Source organism: Clostridium sp. CM042 (assembly GCF_055080995.1).
Genome location: NZ_CM143646.1, coordinates 380,986 through 403,500, shown reverse-complemented (window position 1 = coordinate 403,500; position 22,515 = coordinate 380,986). Strand labels below are relative to the sequence as shown.

27 protein-coding genes, 3 pseudogenes and 1 other annotated feature are annotated in these 22,515 nt (G+C 28.1%); of the genes and pseudogenes, 15 read left to right on the top strand and 15 right to left on the bottom strand.

Annotated elements, in window-relative coordinates:
* The first annotated feature begins 445 nt into the window (after positions 1-445).
* Positions 446-1,795 carry a sodium-dependent transporter gene (locus tag ACWJJ7_RS02095; RefSeq protein ID WP_462964917.1) on the top strand — a complete coding sequence of 450 codons (1,350 nt, stop codon included), beginning with the start codon at positions 446-448 and terminating at the stop codon, positions 1,793-1,795.
* A gap of 140 nt (positions 1,796-1,935) precedes the next feature.
* Here ACWJJ7_RS02095 and ACWJJ7_RS02090 read toward each other — a convergent pair whose 3' ends face one another.
* The gene (locus ACWJJ7_RS02090) at positions 1,936-2,196 is read right to left on the bottom strand and encodes a DUF1653 domain-containing protein (protein WP_462963718.1); all 261 of its coding nucleotides are present in this window, start codon (positions 2,194-2,196) and stop codon (positions 1,936-1,938) included.
* 400 nt (positions 2,197-2,596) lie between these two features.
* Here ACWJJ7_RS02090 and ACWJJ7_RS02085 point away from each other — a divergent pair, with 400 nt between their 5' ends.
* Positions 2,597-2,761 carry a hypothetical protein gene (locus ACWJJ7_RS02085; RefSeq protein ID WP_462963717.1) on the top strand — a complete coding sequence of 55 codons (165 nt, stop codon included), beginning with the start codon at positions 2,597-2,599 and terminating at the stop codon, positions 2,759-2,761.
* A gap of 212 nt (positions 2,762-2,973) precedes the next feature.
* Here the strand turns inward: ACWJJ7_RS02085 and ACWJJ7_RS02080 are convergent.
* The 4 genes and pseudogenes from ACWJJ7_RS02080 to ACWJJ7_RS02065 all read right to left on the bottom strand — a co-directional run.
* Positions 2,974-3,560: pseudogene (locus ACWJJ7_RS02080) on the bottom strand (amino acid--tRNA ligase-related protein); the annotation flags it as partial.
* 190 nt (positions 3,561-3,750) lie between these two features.
* Positions 3,751-3,976 (bottom strand) — a binding site (T-box leader).
* Positions 3,977-4,095: 119 nt separating this feature from the next.
* On the bottom strand, positions 4,096-4,839 hold the full coding sequence (adc, locus tag ACWJJ7_RS02075; protein ID WP_462963248.1) for an acetoacetate decarboxylase: 744 nt from the start codon (positions 4,837-4,839) through the stop codon (positions 4,096-4,098).
* Positions 4,840-5,056: 217 nt separating this feature from the next.
* A pseudogene (locus tag ACWJJ7_RS02070) lies at positions 5,057-5,362 on the bottom strand (aldehyde dehydrogenase EutE); the annotation flags it as partial.
* The gene (locus tag ACWJJ7_RS02065) at positions 5,353-5,700 is read right to left on the bottom strand and encodes a hypothetical protein (RefSeq protein ID WP_462963716.1); all 348 of its coding nucleotides are present in this window, start codon (positions 5,698-5,700) and stop codon (positions 5,353-5,355) included. The gene ACWJJ7_RS02065 and the pseudogene ACWJJ7_RS02070, both read right to left, overlap by 10 nt.
* 274 nt (positions 5,701-5,974) lie before the next feature.
* Here ACWJJ7_RS02065 and ACWJJ7_RS02060 point away from each other — a divergent pair, with 274 nt between their 5' ends.
* Complete coding sequence (locus ACWJJ7_RS02060; RefSeq protein ID WP_462963715.1) at positions 5,975-6,112, top strand: hypothetical protein; 138 nt, start codon at positions 5,975-5,977, stop codon at positions 6,110-6,112.
* A 194-nt stretch (positions 6,113-6,306) separates the two neighbouring features.
* Positions 6,307-6,723 (top strand): hypothetical protein, encoded by a 417-nt coding sequence (locus tag ACWJJ7_RS02055; RefSeq protein WP_462963714.1) that lies wholly within the window; start codon positions 6,307-6,309, stop codon positions 6,721-6,723.
* Positions 6,724-6,895: 172 nt separating this feature from the next.
* On the opposite strand, the gene ACWJJ7_RS02050 is transcribed toward ACWJJ7_RS02055, so the two are convergent.
* From ACWJJ7_RS02050 to ACWJJ7_RS02040, 3 genes are all read right to left on the bottom strand, one after another.
* On the bottom strand, positions 6,896-7,315 hold the full coding sequence (locus tag ACWJJ7_RS02050; RefSeq protein WP_462963713.1) for a Fic family protein: 420 nt from the start codon (positions 7,313-7,315) through the stop codon (positions 6,896-6,898).
* A 43-nt stretch (positions 7,316-7,358) separates the two neighbouring features.
* Complete coding sequence (locus ACWJJ7_RS02045) at positions 7,359-7,523, bottom strand: hypothetical protein (protein WP_462963712.1); 165 nt, start codon at positions 7,521-7,523, stop codon at positions 7,359-7,361.
* A gap of 198 nt (positions 7,524-7,721) precedes the next feature.
* The gene (locus ACWJJ7_RS02040; RefSeq protein ID WP_462963711.1) at positions 7,722-7,853 is read right to left on the bottom strand and encodes a hypothetical protein; all 132 of its coding nucleotides are present in this window, start codon (positions 7,851-7,853) and stop codon (positions 7,722-7,724) included.
* Positions 7,854-7,967: 114 nt separating this feature from the next.
* On the opposite strand from ACWJJ7_RS02040, the gene ACWJJ7_RS02035 reads away from it, so the two are divergent.
* The 4 genes from ACWJJ7_RS02035 to ACWJJ7_RS02020 all read left to right on the top strand — a co-directional run bounded on the left by ACWJJ7_RS02035 (position 7,968) and on the right by ACWJJ7_RS02020 (position 11,618).
* Positions 7,968-8,276, top strand: a complete 309-nt coding sequence (locus ACWJJ7_RS02035) for a hypothetical protein (RefSeq protein ID WP_462963710.1) — start codon at positions 7,968-7,970, stop codon at positions 8,274-8,276.
* A 1,049-nt stretch (positions 8,277-9,325) separates the two neighbouring features.
* Entirely contained in the window at positions 9,326-10,378 is a 1,053-nt protein-coding gene (locus ACWJJ7_RS02030) for a tetratricopeptide repeat protein (RefSeq protein WP_462963709.1), read from the top strand.
* A 164-nt stretch (positions 10,379-10,542) separates the two neighbouring features.
* Positions 10,543-11,292, top strand: a complete 750-nt coding sequence (locus tag ACWJJ7_RS02025) for a tetratricopeptide repeat protein (RefSeq protein ID WP_462963708.1) — start codon at positions 10,543-10,545, stop codon at positions 11,290-11,292.
* Positions 11,293-11,420: 128 nt separating this feature from the next.
* Complete coding sequence (locus ACWJJ7_RS02020) at positions 11,421-11,618, top strand: hypothetical protein (protein ID WP_462963707.1); 198 nt, start codon at positions 11,421-11,423, stop codon at positions 11,616-11,618.
* Positions 11,619-11,900: 282 nt separating this feature from the next.
* Here the strand turns inward: ACWJJ7_RS02020 and ACWJJ7_RS02015 are convergent.
* From ACWJJ7_RS02015 to ACWJJ7_RS01995, 5 genes and pseudogenes are all read right to left on the bottom strand, one after another.
* A pseudogene (locus ACWJJ7_RS02015) lies at positions 11,901-12,866 on the bottom strand (TipAS antibiotic-recognition domain-containing protein); the annotation flags it as partial.
* 150 nt (positions 12,867-13,016) lie between these two features.
* Positions 13,017-13,373 carry a hypothetical protein gene (locus tag ACWJJ7_RS02010; RefSeq protein WP_462963706.1) on the bottom strand — a complete coding sequence of 119 codons (357 nt, stop codon included), beginning with the start codon at positions 13,371-13,373 and terminating at the stop codon, positions 13,017-13,019.
* A gap of 187 nt (positions 13,374-13,560) precedes the next feature.
* Positions 13,561-15,099 (bottom strand): tetratricopeptide repeat protein, encoded by a 1,539-nt coding sequence (locus ACWJJ7_RS02005; RefSeq protein ID WP_462963705.1) that lies wholly within the window; start codon positions 15,097-15,099, stop codon positions 13,561-13,563.
* 166 nt (positions 15,100-15,265) lie between these two features.
* Positions 15,266-15,571: a lysostaphin resistance A-like protein gene (locus ACWJJ7_RS02000; protein ID WP_462964916.1), complete on the bottom strand. Its 306-nt coding sequence runs from the start codon at positions 15,569-15,571 to the stop codon at positions 15,266-15,268.
* 651 nt (positions 15,572-16,222) lie between these two features.
* The gene (locus ACWJJ7_RS01995; protein WP_462963704.1) at positions 16,223-16,540 is read right to left on the bottom strand and encodes a DUF4825 domain-containing protein; all 318 of its coding nucleotides are present in this window, start codon (positions 16,538-16,540) and stop codon (positions 16,223-16,225) included.
* Between the two features lie 264 nt (positions 16,541-16,804).
* On the opposite strand from ACWJJ7_RS01995, the gene ACWJJ7_RS01990 reads away from it, so the two are divergent.
* The 3 genes from ACWJJ7_RS01990 (at position 16,805) to ACWJJ7_RS01980 (ending at position 18,011) form a co-directional block, all read left to right on the top strand.
* Positions 16,805-17,326 (top strand): sigma-70 RNA polymerase sigma factor region 4 domain-containing protein, encoded by a 522-nt coding sequence (locus tag ACWJJ7_RS01990; RefSeq protein ID WP_462963703.1) that lies wholly within the window; start codon positions 16,805-16,807, stop codon positions 17,324-17,326.
* A 22-nt stretch (positions 17,327-17,348) separates the two neighbouring features.
* On the top strand, positions 17,349-17,579 hold the full coding sequence (locus tag ACWJJ7_RS01985; RefSeq protein ID WP_462963702.1) for a BhlA/UviB family holin-like peptide: 231 nt from the start codon (positions 17,349-17,351) through the stop codon (positions 17,577-17,579).
* Positions 17,580-17,690: 111 nt separating this feature from the next.
* The gene (locus tag ACWJJ7_RS01980; RefSeq protein WP_462963701.1) at positions 17,691-18,011 is read left to right on the top strand and encodes a hypothetical protein; all 321 of its coding nucleotides are present in this window, start codon (positions 17,691-17,693) and stop codon (positions 18,009-18,011) included.
* A gap of 168 nt (positions 18,012-18,179) precedes the next feature.
* Here ACWJJ7_RS01980 and ACWJJ7_RS01975 read toward each other — a convergent pair whose 3' ends face one another.
* Entirely contained in the window at positions 18,180-18,359 is a 180-nt protein-coding gene (locus tag ACWJJ7_RS01975) for a hypothetical protein (protein ID WP_462963700.1), read from the bottom strand.
* Positions 18,360-18,543: 184 nt separating this feature from the next.
* Between ACWJJ7_RS01975 and ACWJJ7_RS01970 the strand changes: the two genes are divergently transcribed.
* Entirely contained in the window at positions 18,544-18,930 is a 387-nt protein-coding gene (locus ACWJJ7_RS01970; RefSeq protein WP_462964915.1) for a recombinase family protein, read from the top strand.
* Here ACWJJ7_RS01970 and ACWJJ7_RS01965 read toward each other — a convergent pair.
* Positions 18,919-21,135, bottom strand: coding sequence for a transposase (locus tag ACWJJ7_RS01965; protein ID WP_462963699.1), 2,217 nt, complete (start codon positions 21,133-21,135; stop codon positions 18,919-18,921). The two genes, ACWJJ7_RS01970 and ACWJJ7_RS01965, sit on opposite strands and share 12 nt — an antisense overlap.
* A 162-nt stretch (positions 21,136-21,297) precedes the next feature.
* Here ACWJJ7_RS01965 and ACWJJ7_RS01960 point away from each other — a divergent pair, with 162 nt between their 5' ends.
* From ACWJJ7_RS01960 to ACWJJ7_RS01950, 3 genes are read left to right on the top strand one after another with little or no spacing between them, the layout of a single operon-like run.
* Positions 21,298-21,900 carry a recombinase family protein gene (locus tag ACWJJ7_RS01960; RefSeq protein ID WP_462963698.1) on the top strand — a complete coding sequence of 201 codons (603 nt, stop codon included), beginning with the start codon at positions 21,298-21,300 and terminating at the stop codon, positions 21,898-21,900.
* 18 nt (positions 21,901-21,918) lie between these two features.
* Positions 21,919-22,200 (top strand): hypothetical protein, encoded by a 282-nt coding sequence (locus tag ACWJJ7_RS01955; protein WP_462963697.1) that lies wholly within the window; start codon positions 21,919-21,921, stop codon positions 22,198-22,200.
* Positions 22,201-22,253: 53 nt separating this feature from the next.
* Positions 22,254-22,376 carry a hypothetical protein gene (locus tag ACWJJ7_RS01950; RefSeq protein WP_462963696.1) on the top strand — a complete coding sequence of 41 codons (123 nt, stop codon included), beginning with the start codon at positions 22,254-22,256 and terminating at the stop codon, positions 22,374-22,376.
* The last annotated feature ends 139 nt before the right edge of the window (positions 22,377-22,515 follow it).

Below are 22,515 nucleotides of genomic sequence, written 5' to 3'. Positions count from 1 at the left end.
ACTATATGTGAATTAAGGTAAGGCATTTGTATTCCCTTAAAAATTATCATATTTTCACTACTCTTAAACATATACTAACTATATAAACAAGTAAAATCATATTGTTTTACTTTTTATATTTTGGTTCTATCTTTATTTACTTTATTTGTACAACTTCATAAGAATGTGAATATATACGAAAACAAGAGAAATAATAAAAATAATGTTCTGTCATAATACTTTTTTATTGATATATTAAAATGTACGTGCTAAAGTGTTAAAGTAAGTATAACTTCAATAATACAAATTAAGTTTACCACTTATGTAAATTTGATATCATTTTAATAGTGCTCTAATTTGTAATACAAATAATTGTTTAAATAAAAATAAAATCAATTAGTGTAGCATATGCTACACTAGATATTAAGAGGAGTGATATGCAGTGGCAGAGAAAAATAAAAGAGAGATGTTTTCTACAGGCTTTGCAATCTTTTTTGCAACATTAGGTTCAGCCGTAGGTTTAGGTAACATATGGAAATTTCCTTATTTAATAGGGACTAACGGTGGAGGAGCTTTTCTCTTAGTATATCTTTTATGTGTTGTATTAGTTGGTATTCCCATTATGGCATGTGAATTTTACATTGGAAGAAAATCAAGAAAAAATGCAGTTGGAGCTTTTAAAAAATTAAATGCTGCTAAAGGCTGGAAAACTATTGGATTTATGGGGTCAGCTACAGCCTTTCTAATTGCATTTTTTTATAGCTGCGTTGCAGGATGGGTTTATTCCTATGTATTCAAAGCAATAAAGGGCGATTTTAGGAAGGTTACTTCTAGTACTGCCTCGGCAAAATTCATGTCAACCTTAATTGGACCACTGTCTCCAATAGTATGGCAGTTTATAGTTCTCAGCGTAGTTTCAATAATCTTAATTGCAGGAGTTAAAAATGGAATTGAAAGAATAACAAAAACACTTATGCCTGTATTATTCATACTAATTATTATATGTGCTGTAAGAGCATTAACACTTCCAGGTGCATCACAAGGATTAAAATTTTTATTTCATGTGGATTTTTCGCAATTAACTGGACCTGTTATATTAGCAGCCCTTGGTCTAGCCTTTTTCAAACTGTCCCTCGGAATGGGAGCAATGATTACCTATGGAAGTTATTTTACGCCTGATAATAATATGATAGCAACTTCAGTTAAGGTTGCTTTATCTGACTCATTAATTTCAATATTGGCAGGAATTGCAATATTCCCAGCCGTATTCTCCTTTGGTCTGAAACCTAGTGAAGGTCCTGGTCTTTTATTTATGACGCTACCACTTGTATTTTCAAAAATACCTTTTGGCAGTGTATTATTAGTCGCATTTTTCTTTTTAACTGCAATAGCCGCTACAACCGCACTGATATCTATGGTTCAAGTACCAGTTGCGTATTTTACAGAAGAAAAGGGTATGAGTAGAACGAAATCTGTGTTATTTACAACAAGCATAATGATGGCGGTTGGAATTCTCGCAACATTATCGACTCATCCCACTAGCGCCCTCGCTAATATTCATATAATAGGACAGAGAGGATTTTTCGATTCCTTTGACTACTTATCTTCAAATATATTACTTCCAATAGGTGGACTTTTGATAGCGATTTACGTTGGATACTTTACTAAAAAGGAAGATTTTAAACTAGAACTATCAAATCAAGGAACTTTAAATAACGATTCTGTGTTAAACATTATATATGTATTTATTAAATTTATATCACCAATTCTTCTTATAATTGTTTTCTTCAATTCTATAGGAATAATTAAATTTTAAATAAGAACAAAATTTTAAATCACTATAAAATGAGGAAGATGTTTGAATGGACAAAAATAGCCTTACAAAAACCACTTCATTTCTGAAGTGGTTTACCTTTTACATCTATGCCACTAATTTGGATTTCAACCTTAATAACCTCAACTACTGTGATGAATTTCTTCGACTAATTCTAGTTCGTTATCAATCTTTTCAAATCTATTTATCATTTTACCATCAACTTCTTTTTTCTCTAAAAACATACTTAATGGTCTAACCCATATTCCTCTTTCTCCATAAAGGGCCTGATAAACCACCATATCTTCACGCGTTTCTGAGTGTTTTGCTACATAAAGCACCAAATACTCATTGCCTTTAAAATGTCTATATTTTTTACCGATTACAACATTATTTTCATTCATTAGTACATACCTTCTTTATAGAAATATATTTTTAGGTTTTAAATATTCCAACTTATTATCTTTAATTTGAAAATCACTTATTTTTATGTAGTGTATGCTCTACACCTCCATTTTATCATAACTTTGATATACTTACATTATTCTTTACATATGTAAATAAACTTTGATAGTTGAAGTTTCATGAAAATTATTAAAAAGTAAATAATTCTTTAAGATACCATATTATTCAGAAATGAATTTCACGACATCAGTTTATAATAGTAATCAATATTATTTTAAATGATTTTAGCTAAGTAAACGTATTAACCACCCATTTGAGAAGTTGCTAAGCCCCTATATATCATAGTATAATTATACTTAGGTTAAAATTATGAGCTGTTTTAGGAGATGAAATAATTATATGGAGTCAGGTATTATAGTAGGAGTTATAGGCGTTGTATTAATAGCAATTTCAATAAGGGAATTTATAAAAGAAATGACATTACTAAAGATGGAATGTGAAGGAACAAAGATAGAAAATAAAGAAACTAGCACATGCAATTGGCCAAAAATATTATTTGAATAATATTTTTAAATAAAAAAATACATATAGATTGTCATCCATTGATATCATTATTCATCAATGAATGACAATCTAAAATAAAGGCATTCAAGATAAAAAATATTATATGGAATACCTTTCGAGTTGAAACTGTCAATTTTAAAATGTATAGCACAAACAATAATAGCCAATAACCCTTAATATAATCTATTACATAAATATTAAGGGTTATTGGCTATTCGATGAATTTTTATATTCAATTTAGGTAAATCTACATTCAACATTTCTAAATATTTTTTCTCATCCTGAAATACTTTGTTTATTATAAATATTATTAAATTTTCTTCCAAATCCATAATATCTTTTTCATCTTCAATAAATCCCATCTCGCAGTCCATGCTAACATATTCATTAAGATGTCTGCTAGCATTATGCTGTTCTGTCCTATACACATGAGCTACCTCAAAAAACCTTTCAAATCCAGCACCTACCATCATCTGTTTATAAAACTGAGGACTTTGAGCTAAATATGCTTTTTTTCAAAATATTTTAATTCAAATACCTGAGTTCCTCCCTCGGCACCTTCAGCTACAATCTTAGGTGAGAAAATTTCTGTAAAACCTTCCTTAGACAGAAATTCTCTAAAACCTTGTACAATTAGGTTTTGTATTTTAAATATTGAATTGATTTTTTCATGACGTAGACTCAGAACTCTATTATTTAACATGATATCTAAGTTAATATCTAAGGTCCCTTTATTTATTTCTATCGGCAATTCTTCATTTACATTATTAATCATTTCAAATTGTTCAATTACTATTTCATTTATCATAACTCTTTTCATATACAATCTCTCCTTTAAAATTTATATTAAAAAGTCGCTTAAGTAAAAAACTCAAGGGACGAAATTCGTGGTGCCACCCTAATTAACATAATAAACTTCTTAAAATAGTAATAAACCTTTCAGAATGGCCCCTATTCTGAACAAAAAATAAAAGCCTTAACTTCTTATATATAGAAGTGAAGGCTTTTTTCACGGTACCATCCTACTTTGACAAAGTTTATTAAACTACGCCATCTCAACTCCCTGTAACGGAGGAATCCGATTTATCTTACTTTAAATTTCAGATAAACTTCTCAGAGATGTCTTTCAATATTACTTTTCTCATGGAGCTTCCACTCTTCTCCACTCGCTTTAGATACTCAGATAACATTTACTCTTCTCTTCACAGAATTATTAATATTTAATTTCAAAATCTTTTAATTAAAACCTTACATTCGTAAAAACAGCATAAAGCATAAGAACAAAATACCGCCTGTCAGCTGGTGATATTTTTTTATGCAGTAATTTATCATAACTATTTTTTTAGATAATCATATATAACTTTAGGAGTAGGAAGGGTTAAGCTCGTAAGAAGATGAGAACAGGATACTATTTCTTTTACAGGTAGGTCATTAAATGGCGCCATAGCATGATCGAATAATTGTAATCTTGCAGTACCAGTCCATGCCTCATGTATAGTAATCTCCGTAATTTGTGTAGATATGAGCTCGCAAATTCTTTGAGTTCCATCATAATTAGGTACAATTTTTAGCATAAAATTAGGACGGCAAATTTCATTGCGTGCTTCATTTATATCTAAAGATTGGTGTTTATATCCCATCGTAGCAGTTAATACTCTTAATTTTCCATAATCTAATGTACCAACTAATGTATCTGAATCAACAAATAGTTTTGGATAACCAAGTTTTTTAGGGTAGGCACTAAGTTCTCTACCAACGGCAATAGCTGGATAATTATCTAAATACATCATATGCAAATAGTCACCTTTTATACCATTAAAACTTACAGGAATAACCTGGCCACATTCTGTATAAGCACCTAATCCACTTACATCCGGCATATACATCATTTCAAATCTAACTAAAGGTTCATCTAAATCTAAAGATAAAGGTTCCGGTACAACTTTTAGTAAGGCATCAGCACTTGTACGGTATACTATATTAAGATATTCACGGTTATGAAATCTATAGGGACCTCTAGGAAATGATGGAGCAGTAAGTGGTGTTGTAATTTGGTTAGATATTTCACTTTCTAACATAAATGGTCACTCTCTTTTCTTATTTATTATTATCAACACATTTTTTTACAAGTACTATATTTTGAAATGTAAATTTTTATACATCCATAATCTATATTTCCTTTGGCACATAACTTGCAACCAAAGTTGGAAGTCTTATTCCGTGATTTACAATCTGTCTATCTTTAAAAATAGATTTTAAATCTTCCAGTTAAAGTACACTGGCTCCATTAAAAAGTTAGTTTGCAAGCACACATCTCCTTTGTTTTGTAAAATTTCTTGCAGAGGTTATTCCTTCACCAATAGGTCCAGCAATAGTGAAAGTTGTAAATCCTTCTGCACCAAAACCTACTCCAGCAAAGGATTTAGCATTCTTTACGAAAATAGTTGTATCTATTTCTTTTTCAAATCTATTTAAATTATCGATATTTTTTGAATATATATATGCACTATGTCTTTTGTTTTGTTCCGCTATTTTTGCACACTCTATAGCTTCATCAATATCTTTAACTCTTACAATTGGAAGTATTGGCATCATAAGCTGATGGCTCTATTTATCATATCTACAGCAAACGCAACACATTTTTTTGCCCCTGGATGTCCATTAAACACGACAGAATTTCCGGCAGCTATCATACCTATACTATTGCATATAACAGTTTCCGTTGGATTACTTCTTATAAGCCGTTCTCTATCTTCTTTATTATAAGAAATAGTTAACGCCTTTTGTGCATATATTGCTTTGCAAATAGCAATTTTAACGTCTTCGAACACTCCTAAATATAAACCCTCATTGTTAGCTTGCTTAAATTTGATACCTTCAACATTTGTTATTACATTTAAATCTTTTGTTTGTGGTGATACTAATACATCTTTCATCATAGTTTTCCTCCTCGAATAATTGATTTTATATTTAGTTTTTAATGAATTTCCAGTATTTCAACTAACTACAAAATGATAAAGATAACTGGTACATGTTATAGTGAATAAGATATTTTATTTTTGTACAAATAGGATATTACCACTAATTAAACCAAAAACAAGATATAAATACAATAAATGTAATAGCGAGTATTTTAAACGTTACCAAACTACGCTGAGGTAATATATTTTTATCACTGCTGAAAATCAATTATATAATAAGATTTTTGATATAATGACAGGTAGTCTAGGATTTGGCTACATAGGTGGTTTTGCTGGTGGTAAACTTAAAGGTAAAGCAAACAATCCAACTGACCCAGTAATAGATGCAACTATATTAGCTTTTTCTAGATATATATTAACAACTTTATAGTATTTTTAATAAACATTACAACAAACACCAGTAAGTTGCTACTGTTGTTTGTTGTATATAATAGTGTTAAGGAAATCTTAGAAAGGAGTTTTATTATTGCTATCACAACCTAATGTAAAAATTATTAATAGGTGATATGATATAAGGATAAAACATTTACAGACTGCTAAAATATTATCATTGGAGGCGTTAACTTGAAAATACTTAATCAGATTTTAAAAGCTATTACATTTATAGTTTGTTCATGTAACATATTATTTTTCACGGCGATAGGATTACTTGTAATCATTGAACCTAATATGTCTACTATAAATAGGCATATTTATATTACTTTCTCCATCATTCATTTCCTACTTCTTATATATACATTATATTGTCTTAATAAAATTAATAAAAGTAGAAAACACTATACTAAATTAATATTTATATTAGGTATTATAATAAATTATATGGCATATAAACATTCTCAATATCTTGGATATGGTGGTGATTTTTTAGATATCACTTCAGGGGAATCTCTTTATAGCTTATGGCCTGTATTTTTAATTTATTTATCTATCGCACTAGATTACTTTACTTGTAAAAAATACGGTAATCCTCAGCGAGATTAAAAACGCAATATTTGCATACTGTGATGAATACTTTAATGCTGATTTAATTGAAACTTATAAATTTTTAAAAAAATTTTATAATAAGACAATACATATATTCATTTAGTTTATGATAATAAGTATGTTCAATATAATATATAATTATATTGACCCAAAAGAAATACCACCTTAGTCAGGTGGGTATTTTAATATTATTTTTTAAATTTTTTAATAATTCATTGCTTGAAAAAATAATATCTTCTTTAGACTTTATATAATTTTGACATTTTTTAAAAATTTCAATAAGTTTATCATAATTTCCATTTAATTGAGATTCATATAGATCATCCCTATATTCTTTATTGTATTTTTCATCAATAGCTATTAAATCGATATTATTTTCTAAACATTGCTTAAGTAAAAGAAACCTACCTATTCTGACATTACCATCTTGGAATGGATGTATCTTTTCAAAATTACTATGAAAGTAAGATATTTCATGTAAATTAATACTTATGGCCTTTTTAGTATTATAAAGATCAATAAGTCCTAATAATAAAGGTTCAACTTCATGTGGTTCTGCAACTTTTATTTCATCTAATCCACTAAGCATATTAGGAATTTTTTTAAAGATACGTAAAAACCCTTTTTTATCATCACAAGTACCATTTTTTTAATGATTGATGATATTCTCTAATTAGTTGTAAAGACAATGGTTCACCTAATGTTTCAATTATAAAATCAAATACATATAAAGAATTTCTAGTTTCAATAACATCATCTAAAGTATGGATACCAGAAACTATATTTTTATCTGCCAACTGATTTAATGCATCTCTATTAAAAGTACTACCCTCTAATTTATTAGAATGAAATTAAAATTCAATCCTCAAAGCGTAGTAAACAGAATTGGGTACTTCTTTTAACTCAAGTAAAAATGTTCCAGTTAATTTCATAATACTTCACCTATCTTTCTTGTTATTTGTTAAAAGTAACTATTCTTACATTTCTTATTAATATTATTTAACTACTTTTTCCGCTGCATTATCTTTTTTAACTCTTGGAGTCGCCTTTTTCTTTTCCAGCTCTTCTAATCGTGATTTATATTTACTTTGATATTCTCGTATCTCTGCATTATGTTTATCTTTCAACTGCTATTGCCCCTTAGTCAATTCATTAATAACCTTCTCATGATCTTCTTTTAAATTCTTAATGTCTTTACCTAAATTAGTGACATTAAAATCCCTTATCAGGGAAAGTTTTATTTGCATTATAAGGGAGAAAATTCTACCTTAATTGAGCAAATCTCAAAAACAAAGATTTCTATTAATTGGGGGTTAGCAGGTAACCCTATCACAACAAGTGGTTTTTATGATATAAAAACTAGTAGGTTATTGGACAGTACAAAAAAAACTATCTACGATTATCTACCCAATGATAACTTTACACCTCATAAACTTGCTACAATGGCGTTTGAACTTGAATTAACATTATTAGATGATACGAAGGTCAGATATTTTGGTTATATGTCAGCTGGACCAAAAAGTATTTTTAATTTTGAATATTTATGGTAACGGCATTTTGAATTACATTAAATTTATGAAGATAAATAGAAAGTTAAAAATTATTAATAAGTGTTGTGATAAGGATGAAAATATTTACAGGATCCTAAAATATTTTCATTGGAGGCATTAACTTGAAAATACTTATCAAATTTTAAGAGCTATTACATTTTATATTTTGTTCATGTACCATATTATTTTTCACGGCAACAGGATTACTTGTAATCATTGTAACTGGTGGATATAATACAGATAACTATATTTATATTGCTTTCAAAATCATTCATTTTCTACTTGGGGAATAGTTCAGGAAGAAAAATCTAAAAAGTTTATCATTGTATATTGGGGTATCAGTATCATTGCTTGTATAGTTATTTGGATTTTAGTTAATATTCGATTAACTAAGTTATTAGCATCTCCATTTTATATATGGTACGGAGGTCCATTATACGGATTTAGATATATATTTAAAATGGTAGATAGAGCAAGTTTATTATTAATAACGTCACCGCTAGGTATACTATTTAGTGTTATAGGATATTGGCTTGGATGTTGGATATCAAAATTGAAAAAATCATAACCTTCATTTATTGTACACCAACCCAAAAGGCCGCAATGCATTTTGGGTTGGTTAGCTTTAGGCTGTTTTTTATTCCTGTTGGTGTGATTCAGAGAAATTTTGGCAATACCCCTTCTATAGCTTGAGTTCAGTAACAAGTTTTCATAAAATCAATTTATGCTTTGAAATTGAGGTTTAATAACATCCTTGTCAGTCTTATCAATAAATCCCCATTTGCCGCTTATATATATCTTTAAATGCAATTGATTTTTCGGAAATAGGAAATATTCAATTAGAACTATTTTTCGTTTTATTTGCTCCTCCAGTAGTGAATATTTAGCATTTAATATAGTTAATGTTAATTATATTTATAGGTATTCTTGCAGATATAACATATTATTACTGTTTTCTATATACTTAATATGAAAAATTTACAGAATTATATATATTGTGTATAATACAATGTATTATGGTATTTAAATTTAATAAAGGGTGATAAAAAATGAATTTTGTATTATGTAGTTGTGTAGTTGGAGTTTTTATAATAGTACTCATAGGTGTTAACTTTATAAAAAAATTTAAGAAGACAAAATATTCTTTAGATAAAGATGAGGACAAGATAGAAATTGATACTTTTTCAAATATTATTGTTGGTCGTATTAAAATATTCAGATCTATTGGATATGCTTCTAGAGGAAATCATTATTTAAAATTAGGTAAATATAGTGATGCTTTACACGATTTATTAGAATCAATTAGAATTGTCCAACTCCCTGTGATAAATATGGGTTTAATGGGTGAGTTGTTTTGTAAAGTTAACGAATATAACAGAGCATTTAAATACTATTCAAAAGCGGTTAACTTTAAGCCTAAGTCTAGTAGACCGCATTTAGCTTTAGGGATATTTTATTTTCGCACGAAAGAGTATAATAAAGCTATTGAAAGTTTTAATACATCACTAAAATGTAAAAACAACAAGCGAAGCAAGACAATAATATATGCTAGTTTAGGACTAACCTATATTAAACTAAAAGAGTATGATAAAGCTAGTGAAACTCTATCTAAATCATGGGATATAGAGCCAGAAAATTATTCAGCTTGTGTAGGTTATGCTAATCTATACGTGATGAAGCGAGATTCTTTACTAGCAAAAGATTATGCTTTAAAAGCCATAAATCAAAACACTCATGAATATGGTTTATATAAAACATTGGCAGAAATAAATCTTATGGAGAATAACTACATAGATTTTTATAAAAATTTCAAAACATTTTTAGACAGAAATTTTTTTAATTTTGATTACGAATATATTAAAGATTCTATTTATGATAAAGTTAGAGTTGAGGACGAATTTAAATCATTAATAGAAAAAAAAATGGAAAATATAATTCTCTTTAATGACCTAAATTGTTTTATAGATGATGATAAACTTCTTTCTTATAAAAGATATAAAAAGCAAAAAAGTATTTATTATATAGAGATAGTATCAGTTATGTTATTAATAATACTAGCAATATTATCAATAACAAAACTATATAAAATGGGTAAAAGCTAAGAATGAGGTTGTTTTAAAAGATGATATATTAATCACCTTTTGAGATAATCTTTTTAATTTATAATAATTGTTACATATGTAATAGACTATTATTATAGTCCAAGGACTTAATATAGAAAATTTATAACATAAAATTAATTGAAAGTGATAAAAGGTGATAAAAAATGAAGTTTGTTTTATTTATTTGTATAGCAGTAATAGTTGAAATTTTTATAAAAATATACATGCGTGTTACCTTTGGAAATAAATTAAAGAAGGCAGCAAATTTTTTAGATAAAGGTGAAAATATTAAAGCAATCGACATTTATTCAAATATTATTGACAGTCATAGTAAAGTAAAAAGGGCTAAAGGATATGTTTATAGAGGAAATTGTTATTTGAAAATAGGTAGATATATTGATGCTTTACACGATTTATCAGATTCTATTAGAGTTGTTCAAATACCGGATATAAATATGGTATTAATGGGTGATTTTTTTTGTGCAGTTAAAAAATATAGTATAGCCTTTAAATACTTTTCAAAAGCAGTTAAATTTAAGCCTAAGTCTAGTATGACGCATTTATCTTTGGGGTTGTTTTATTATCGGACGAAACAGTATGATAAAGCTATTGAAAGTTTTGATACAGCACTTGAATATAGACATAACAAGAGCATTATATATGCTCACTTAGGATCAACATATATTAAACTAAAAGATTATGATAAAGCAGGTAGCAATCTGTTGGAATCATTGGAAATAAAGCCTGGAAATTGCACTGCTTGTATAAGTTACGCTAATTTACTTAGGATAGAGGGAGATTTTTCACAAGCAAAAGAATATATCTTAAAAGGTATAAATAAAAACGCTCATGAATATCGTTTGTATAAAATATTAGCAGAAATAAATCTTATAGAGGATAACTTAACTACATAGAGTTTTATGAAAATTTCAAAATATTTTTAGATAAAAAGCCTTTAAATTTTGATTGCAAAGAAATTGAAGATTCTATTTATGATAAAGTTAGAAATGAGGACAAATTTAAATCATTAATACAAAAAAGAATGGAAAAGATAATTACTTTTAATGATTTAAATGATTTTATAGATGATGATAAACTTCTTTCTTATAAAATATATAAAAAGCAAAGGCGGATTTATCATATAAGAAAAGTATTCCGTGTGTTATTAATAAGTCTATTTGCATTAATAATGTTATTAATAATTCTAATTGTATTTATATTCCATGAGTTTGCTGTGTAAATAATTTTGTGTGGTCTTAATCATAAGGGGTGAAAGTATTTTTACAATTATGATAGCATTTGCCTTTATTATTTTTAGAATTAATAAAGTACGATGGTTACCACAAATATTTACAATCATCATCTCGGCCATTAAAGTACGGTCCTTAGGGGGAAAAGGAGCCGAGAGGGTCCCTAGCTACCCGACGACTAAAAAAGCACTTTATTTTATAAGTGCTTTTTAATAGTATGTCATATTGTGTATTTAGCCTATTATCATACCCTTTTGATAGCTTTTAATTCATTACTTATTATTTTCAGAATAAAATTTTAAGGCTTCTCCAATAAATTTAGAAGCACTATTTCCATATTTCTTATCAGCTACTTTTATCCAAATAGAATCTGACAAATAAAGCCCTGCTGTATAACCCCAATAATTTTCTCCCTCATCTAATTTAAAAGCTTCATGCTGTTTTTGGGTCTCATTTGCTATTTCTTCAACAATTTCTTGAATCTCCTTTGAATAAGGATCTTTACTTAAATCAAAGGTAAGCTTTTCATATAGTATATTTAATTTAGGCTGATTATCTCATAAATAATTTTTTAGGGCTTCTCCAATAAATTTAGATGCCCCATTACCATATTTATCATCAACTGCTTTTATCCAATCAGGAATTAATAAATAAATTTGCACCATAGAGTACCAGCAATCGTCACCATAATCCATTTTAAAAAGTTCATAATCTTTTTTAGCAGTATCCGTTATTTCTTTAGCAATTTGTTGAATTTCTTTTGAAGAAGGCTCTTTATTTAAGTCAGATACAAGTTTTTTATATAGTTCTTTTAATTTAGGATGCTTATCTTCCATGCAATCTTTTTTAAATTCATCATATTGTTCTGCTATAGTGAATGTATTACTATTAAAATTTTTCTTCATAGCTTTAACATATTTTTCAATACTTCCATATTGCTTTATAGCCATTTTAGCAATTTCAGCTTCCTTAGATTTTCAATACATTCATCATATTTATCCCATACTACCATAAGATTTAATTATAATATCTTTGTGTTCAGTTTTAAACTCTTCTAGTACATTATAATATTCACTCATATCAAATTCTTTAAAACTCATTGCGTTTTCTCCTTCTAATATTTTATTTACAAGCTCTATTAAACCATTCAATCTGTTGCGTTTTAAAATAAGCAACTTTTCATGACTTTTTAGTGCTTGCATTTTATCAAAGTGGACACTAGCCATGATTTCTTTAACTAGATAAAAAGTAGTAATTGCTGTTCCACTAATATCCTGCAAAGGATTGCAAATCGCACCTTAGGCTAAAGAGATTGTTACATCTCCACCATTTAGGTATGAATTACGTTTAAAATATAGCATTTTGGTATCATCATTGCTTACTTATTCTTATTTGTGTACTGAATATCTAGCCGGAACCGCATACTCAATTTCAATATTACCACTTTTTATTCGCTTTTTCATTAGTTCCTTTTTAAGAGGAACATCCAATCTGAAAACCTCTCCGTTTACGATAATGGTACCACCCATCAAGATAATGTTACCGTTTGTAAATAATAGATGGTCAATCATAATCATAATATTTCTAACAATTGATGTCATAAACCACACAATAAAACATGTCAATATAATAAATAGATAAGCGACAACATGCTTTCTATCTTCCTTGTTTGTAATCATATCTAGTGCCATAGCTAATGACATACCAATGCTACAGATCACTGCAGCTTTTCGGAAAGATTTCATTTCAGTAATATTATTTTCTTTAAAATTGTTAATAATAAAAATTGTCCATTCATTTCTCTTATTTCTCTTGAATTTACCAATTGATCACCACCATAGTTTTATTCTTCTTGAATTTATAAGTTAGATCTATACAAATGCATCCTACATTCAAACTATCAACCATCGTATAAATATTACTATATCCTTATTAAGGTATTAATGTTAGTGTAAAATCATATTCATATACATTACTATCGCCTTCTGGTTCTACAAATATATAAATTTTAATTTGATTATTCGTTGTTTTAAGATTTTGAATTGTTAGAAAGTATGCTCCTGTAGAATAATCAGCTTTAAAACTATTAGCATATTTTTGAACCATTAATATTTGTCCATCGTTCACCTTAGCTGTTTGTTTAATTCCTTTTACTTGAACTTTTATATATTCATTGACTTTAACATTAGTTGAGCTCAGAGAAGTTTTATATTTTGAATTATTAAATATAACTTTGTTTTTATCTATACCATAACGTTTATATATCTCATCAATAGGTGATAATTTATGTACTATAGTTGTTTTAGGAACTGTAGCTGTTTTATGGGGGTTTAGAATTTTAACTCTAGGAACTGTAGAAAAACAGGCTCCTCCAATTATTACAAAACATACAATACCAACATACATAATTATTCTTATATACGTAGATAGCCACAATATCAGAAGTAAAAACAAATAAATGAGATTTATAACTAATGTCCCATAACTAACACTAATTTTATATACTATACACAAAAGTAAAATAAGCAACGTAATGCATAATATCGTTTTTGTAAAAAAAATCTTTTTTTGCTTTTTATATGTTTTAGTAGAAAGTAGTTCATCATCATTTATATAGATATTTAAATCTTCAAAAGTTAATATATGCTCATTACAATTTTTTATTAATAATTTAAACTTTTCATCATTTTTCACTTTATCATAGATAGAATCTTCAAGCTCATCATAATCAACACCTGAGACCTTTTTATTTAAAAATATCTCAAAATTTTCATAAAAATCGGTGAAATTATCTTCCATGAGATTTATTTCTGATAATACTTTATATGAAGGTCCCTCAGAGCAATCTAATTCAATAGCCTTTAAAGCATATTCTTTTGATAGCTCTTCATTTCCTAATATTCTTTGAAGTGATGCATAAGTTCTGTAAACAGCAGCATTCTTAATATGTGATTTAAGAGCTATAGATAAACATTGCTCCGCTTTATCATATTCTTTTATTTTAATATATGTATCTCCTAATCTAGTTTGTATATCTGAAATGAGACGTAACCCCTTAAATTTTAATGCTTTATTAAAATTTAAGATAGCTTTATCATATTCTTTAATATTACTATAAAAAGAACCTAAATAAATATATGATAAACTGGATTTAGGTTTAAGTTCAACTATTTTAGAAAAATATTTGAAAGCTTTATCGTATTGTTTAAGGTGACTGTAAGCTGACGCAATAGATGCTAAATTTAAAGTAGGAAGTATTCCTATTTTAACTGATGATATGAAATCTTGAAAGGCATACTCGTACTTTTTTCTTTTTAAGTAAGCTCCTCCCCTAAATATATATGAAATAGATTTTTTGATTTCTTTAGAATTATCAATAAAATCTGTATAAATACTAATTGCTTTACTAAATTCTCCTTTCTTTAAATACTTTGCAGCTTTATTAAAAATTTTTATACGTTTTGTAAACATATGAAGCGCTACATAAATTAATAAAATAAAACCAAACATATAAATTCATCTTCTTTCTTTTATAAAATAACTAAGATTGTAGATTAAAACTTGAACAATATATTAATTTAAAAATATTACGACTAATGATAGAGGGTTACTTGAGACGGCATATGAAGATTATGTATTAACGTAAAAAATGAATGGCTGTAATAATTATAGAACTACCATTTCTAATCAAATTCACAATGAAATGTGCCGTCATTGGAATATAAATATTTTTTGTTTTTATGTAGGAAATACTAAAAGGAATTGCCCATATCATTGTCATCAAAATTCCATACCAACTAAGTGAGTACTCCAATGCGTATAAGATCAAGCTTATGATAGTAGTTATAAATAATATCTTCTTACTTTGAAAATTTATGATCGCCTTTCGGTAAAACAATTCTTCCGCCAAAGGTGGAAAGATTATAGTGGATATTGAAAACAAAACTAATGTTAAACCAAAACTTTTTTCCTGCAACTATGTTTGTTTTTAATTCATTTAAGCTGAAAGATCCCTTTTGTATAAAAAACAAAACAATCCCAAAATAGAATAAAAGATTGGTATATATATAATAATCCTTTGGTAAAAAGACACACGATATAATAAATAAAGCTTCCATAAAATTGGTACTGATAATCCCTTTATATATTGTTTCATTTTTCCCCCCTTTTATTTAGTAATATCTTCAATCAATATAAATAATCTCTACTGATTATACTAATTTTACCGTAAATTTTATATAAAGTAAAAATATGTTTTGTTAATATCGCAATATAAAAATAAATGGGTGATCTACACCTATTGTAAATGTGAGATAAATAAACAAATGTCGTGAAAATATATAATTTCACGACATTTTGCTAAACTCTATAACTAGCCTATACCCTCATTGATTCATTTATCTATGCCAATATACACTATTTTCACTGCATAAAAGGTGTCTAATTGAGAAAATACACCCCTTTTATGCAACAATACTAGAATATTAATATACTAGTTAGTAACATCAAAATACCAATTTTATTTAGTATTTATCAAGAAATTTGCGAAACATCATTAAAAGATGGTTCATTGACTTAGAAAACCGTATAAATATTATTGTTTTATCAATACCGTTTTTGCACAATCATTAACGTATTTATTATCTTCAAGCTTATCCTGTACTTTACTTTTCCATTCCTCTTTTTTTAATAATTCTGATAAATCTTGACCATACCACTTTTCAACAACAGAATGCGAAACTTTATATGCTGAGCCAGTAAAGTTGTAATTTATTACTTGAAGGTTATCAATTAGAGAAAATGCAACAGTAGAATTGTATATCAAAGCTTTATTCACCTTATTCTCATTAATATTTTCTATAGTATCCTTATATTTCACTTCTGTTGTTAGCTTATCTGGAAGCTTTATCATTTAGTGATTAAACCCTATATATATCAGTGCTTTACACTGACGTTATATACTTTTTTGAGTTAGAACTATTTAGTATTAATTCTAAGTCAGAATATTTTGATAAAAGACTCTTTTGGTAATAACTGTCTTAACGTATATTTTCCGCGTTTTGTGAGCACTACCCCATATAGTCATAATTTGTGACAATTACATTCCATAAGTTGCATTTAATTCAATATAATTCCTCTTTGTTTTATATCAAGAACTTTAAGGAGGATTTATGCAATGAGTTCAATAGTAAATTCTATAGAAAAAGCTAAAAAAGGTAATAAAGATAGCATGGAATTATTAATAATTAAGTTTGAGCCTATATTAAATAGTTTGTCTTATAAATTGGAATATGATTGTGCTAAAACTGATTTAACTATATTTTTTATAAAAATAATTTATTCAATTAAATTAGAAAGTATTACAAATTTATCAGAAGGTGCATTGGTAAATTATATAAAGACATCATTTTATAGAGAATATTACAGGCTTAGTAAAGCTAAAATCAAAAATGAAATTCACCAAGAAAACGATTTATATATATTTATAAGCGATTATAACAAAACTGAGGATAAAATATTTTTAGATGAACTTATATTAAAAAAAGTTATAAATAAAAAACAAAAATATGTGTTAATGAAGAAGTATTACTATGACTGTTCTGATGAAGAAATATCAAAAGAACTTTGTATAAGTAGACAAGCTGTAAGTAAAAGTCACAGAAAGGCCATTGCTAACTTAAAGAAATATCTAAATTAAATGATAAGGGAGGAATTAAAAGGTGGAAAAGGAACTTCTAACAGCAGCAGTATCACAAGGTGTTTGGGCTGCGATGAGTATATTCTTATTATTTTACATATTAAGAGCCCAAGAAAAAAGAGATCTAAAGCAAGAAGAGAGAGAGCAAAATTATCAAGAGATAATATCAAAACTTACTGATAAATTAGGAATATTAGACAAAGTTAAAAAGGATTTAGAATATATAAAACAATATGTAGTAAAAAATAAATAAAAAATTTTCAAATTAGGTTTACAAATCAGAATCAAACAACTCTTTTATAAATGTAATTACTTAATCGATTAAAGTAAAATAAATAAATTAAATTTTAGGAGGAATATTATTATGGCAAGGGACGGAGAAAAAAAATGGGTATCATCAACTTATACTAAAGCACAACTTCAAAGAATAATCGGTGCATTCGATACCACACCAACAGCAACTTTATTATATGGATTGGTAGGATTTCTAGGACCAGTAGGAATAGCTACGACACTATTAGGGATGAGCCAAGCAGCTTATGGCATTAAATATAAGCACATATTTAATGCCATACTAGCTAAAGCTAAAAACTCAGCTAGTATAACAATACAAGTTGAGTATAGATATATTTCACAAGGCAAGAATAAACAGGGATGGGTTCCAACAGGAAATTATAGATATTAATATGTAGGGGGCTACGTCTCAGAATGATTTGTAAAGTCATTCTGAGACGTAGTCTCTTTTTCATTTTAAAAATAAAATGAAAGCAGGCGTGCCAATTACAACTAAATCGGCAATAATAGAATTAGAACATAACCCACATTTTACGATCAATCATGATTGAATAAATTATTAGTTGTTTTTTTTACGATCAAGAATTTGAAATATAATTTCCGTGGCAATAAGTAAAGTTCCCATCGATATTAACAGCATAGAATTATATTGAGATGAAATTTTGGATAAAACAAATACCACTATAACCATAATTAATGTTTTTACTAATAAATTATAAATAAAAAACTTTTTCTTCATACAATAAGCCCCCTATTTGTTTGTTTATACCATTATCGGATGTTATAAGTTCGGTGTCAATAATATTTAAAAAAATTCTTTAATAAATTAACTAACAAGAAAGCCATCTTTCTACTGTCCCAAAAGTATAAGGACAGGAACTGATCTTATTCTCTTTTAAAAACCTCTTTTCCAGTTTGCCGAAATTATTTACGTAGGTGCATTCAACCTCAGCAAAAAAATCATAATTATTTTATCTATAAGTATTGTCACAATATGTTTCCTAAATTATAAAAATTTATTAAAAATAGATATTCATATAAATACTACAGACCGTCAGCATGAAGCTTTGAAAGAGTATGCTGCTTCTAATAATCTTAAATACAAAATCATATTTGAGGATAGAGCAAGTGGTAAAGATTTTGAAAGATTGCAGTATAGAGCATTAAAAGAAATAGTTAAAACAGGAGATACAATTATAATTAAAGAACTTGATAGATTAGGACGTAACTTCATGGATACACCAAAGGAACTAGGGTGTTTTTGCCCATCCCCCCGAAAAGGTGGAATAGGCAAATTACTAATCAGGTAATACCTGGAACTGAGCCAGTTTCTGAATGATTACATCCATGTTGATAGGCTCAGGGTTTTTATTAAACTCATATCGACCATAGAGATTAATATGCTGCCATGCAACTGGAGAAATATGTTTTAACACATCTAAATCTTGACCATTACTTTCTCTGTAGTCTAACATATTAGATAATATGCTGGCATTATAATAAATGATGCAATTTGCTAATAGACGACTGCATTCACCCCATATTTGTTGTTCCTGTTCTGTTTTGAAGCGCAATTTCCCGAAATTTGCATGAGATACAGCTCTGCGCAATTTGTGATAACTCTCGCCCCTATTTAGTGCACGTTGTACATTTTTACGTAGTGGCAAAGAATCAATATAATCAAGAAAATATAAACTTTTAAGGATATTATCGTACTCCCATAAAGCACTTTTGGTTTTGTTTTTACGTGCATAAGCACTGAGCTTTCCAATTATAATACTCTGCGTTGTTGATTTAAGAGCAAGTGACAATATTATACGTTGAATATTCTCCCACTCTTCAACAATTAAATCAGTATTGATTTTTCTTACAGGCTTTATCAATATATCGCCGTAGTGACTTGGCTGATTAAATCCATAAAAAGATTTACTTACTTTATTGTAGATGTCTTTATAACGAGGTGCAAAACGATAATCAAAAAAGTGTAGAATAGCAAAATTAACTTCATTGGCTCCATGTGTATCAGTAGAATGAATATCAGTCTGGATATCGCTTGTGTTGTTATATAAAATATCAAAGACATAATGGCTTTCATGCTCGTTAGCACCAATGATTTTAGCATTAACTGGGACATGATTAGCTACCAATGTATAAGATACAATTCCTTTTTTAAGCCCAAAGTATTTAGGCGAGTGGCGAGAATTAATGGTGTTAATATTAGTTTCAAATTTTTGTCCATCACTACTTGAGTGGATGACTTCATCAATATCATAGTGTCGAAATATTGGTAGCTTAGCAGTAGCGTTACTTACACGATCATTTGCCTCTTTAAGAGTTTCCAATCTAATAAAGCTATCAGATGTAGCAGAGAGCAAAGGAAAACTAATATCTGAAATTTCACCCATCCTACCTAGTCTAAATGGTGTGTTAATTTCCATTCTATCATCTGTAAATATTTTAAGCACCTGACCAACCTTTTTCATATTTTGATTGCTCTCTGTAGCGAGCTCATATACTTTCTCTTTAGCTGTGAATTTAGATTCATCAATATAATGCCTTACGTTATAAATGAGAGTGTTTATAAGATTGTCATTCACCCGTTGATATCTGTGATAAATAAAACATAATAAGTAAATGTATACTATCCATTCATTAAATCTCTTGAGTTTGTATACAGAGTAATAATCTACCAATGAGGAATAATATTTTACACTTTCGTTAGAAACACCTAATGTCGGGAGCAAGTTCTTAACAATCTGATACAAAAGCTGTATTTGCTGGCCACGGTTGATTTCACGCTTTATTTCACCAACACTAAAATCTTTTGGCTCATGCTTAAGTTGTGTTATTTCATATAATCCTTCTGAATCCATTAAGAGCTTCTTCAAGTTTTCAAGATCAGATTGATTCAATTGATTTTTCATAATAGTAATTAACCGATTTTGTTCGTAGTTTATTGCTTTGCCTACTGTTTCTTGCATAAAGGTATACCCTGGAACAACAATGTGTTGCTCAGATAAATAATTGATAATTTCACGAAAAATAAATATTGGTTTACCGCATACAGCTACCGCCGTGCAAGCTTTTTTATCCAATTGTTCTCGTATTTCAGAATCACAAATATGGTAGGTGAATAGCTGAAGAATCATTTGTTGTTGTTTTAGCCTGGTAGACTTATCAATTGAACTCATATCAACAGTTTTAGTATTGTAAAAATATTGCTTTAACATATGGTTAAGGTCTTCCTGAACTTCATTCAAGTCAAAGATAAAAAACAGGCGTTTGGCCTTAAAATAACCGAGTTGCAATATAAAATAAGCTCGGGATTTGGTTGAGCGCAATACTTCTAATAAATCTTTCTCCGGTTGGGAAAGCGAAAAATAATCGCATCGGTCTTCATATGTAAAGCACGGTCTACCATAAATACTTTCTAATTCATTTTCGCCAAGAATTCTAAGGCGTTTTTGTTCAGTGTTATTTTGCTCAGTATCCATATATTCACCTTTCTTGTCCAATAGTGTATTTCAAAAAGTATACTTTTTGAAATGGTGATATTATTATACTTTTTATATGTCAAAACTTCAACATTTTCATATATGAAACATTTCAAATAGATTGTATACTTATTGAAGTATTATTATGATTTTCATATAAAGTTTAAGAAGGAGCTACATAGGATGAGAAGTTTTTTTTACGCAAGAGTAAGTAGTAAAGACCAATCTTTAGAAAGACAAATTGCTACGGCTAAAGAACTTGTAATACAGGATGAATATATATTTATAGAAAAAGCCAGTGGTAAAGATTTTAAAAGACCTGAATATCAGTTAATGAAACGTATTATTCGAAGCGGCGATATTTTATACATCAAATCGCTTGATAGATTAGGAAGAAATAAGCAAATGCTCTTGGATGAGTGGAAGGAGCTTATAAAAAATAAAGAAATTGATATAATTGTTTTAGATATGCCTTTGCTTAATACAACAAAATATAAAGATATGAAAGGTATAGAAAGTTTAATTGTTGATTTGATACTGCAGCTACTAAGTTATATGGCAGAGAATGAACGTACAAGAATAAAAGAAAGACAAAAAGAAGGCATTAGCATTGCTATGAAAAAAGGGATCAAATTTGGAAGAAAGAAAATACCAATTGATGAAAACTTTAAAGTTGTTTATAGGAAGTGGAAGCAAGGTAATATAACTGCTGTAAAAGCTATGGAGCTTGTTGACATGAAAAATAATACTTTTTATAGAAGAGTTAAAGAATATGAATTACTTTGAGAATATTTTAAAAATTCCTTGGATAATTTGCCTATTCCACCTTTTCGGGGGGATGGGCAAAAATACCCTAAATATATTTCAGACATTGAACAGTTAAAAGATAAAGCAGATATAAAAATGGATAAGGCATTGATAGAACTGCAAAAGGCACAACAAGAGCAACTAAGCCAAGAACAATTAAAACATAGTACAGAGATACAAGAATATCAAAGTAAATATAAATCACTATTAGAAGAACTGGAGAAGAAGAAACCAACTCCAAGAGCTAAGAAAGAGAGTGCAGCAGTAGTAAAAAAATAAAAATTATTTTTAGAAGGAGTGATTATTTAAATAAGAATCCACCAAAAAATAATGTGTTGTCTAAAAGAGATAAACAAATACTAGATAACGTAAAGGCTACAATGGCTGTAGAAGGGGTAGTGCTCGCGAAGCGCAAATTTACAACGCTAAGCCAGTTATTTACAATTAACCATTAGTATTTTAATATTCTGAGTTAGAATTAATATACAATAGTTCTAACTCAAAAAAACATATAACATCATTGTAAAGTATTGATATATCTAGGGTTTAATCACTAAATGATAAAGTTCTTATTTTTTTTACTCAAAATAAGTT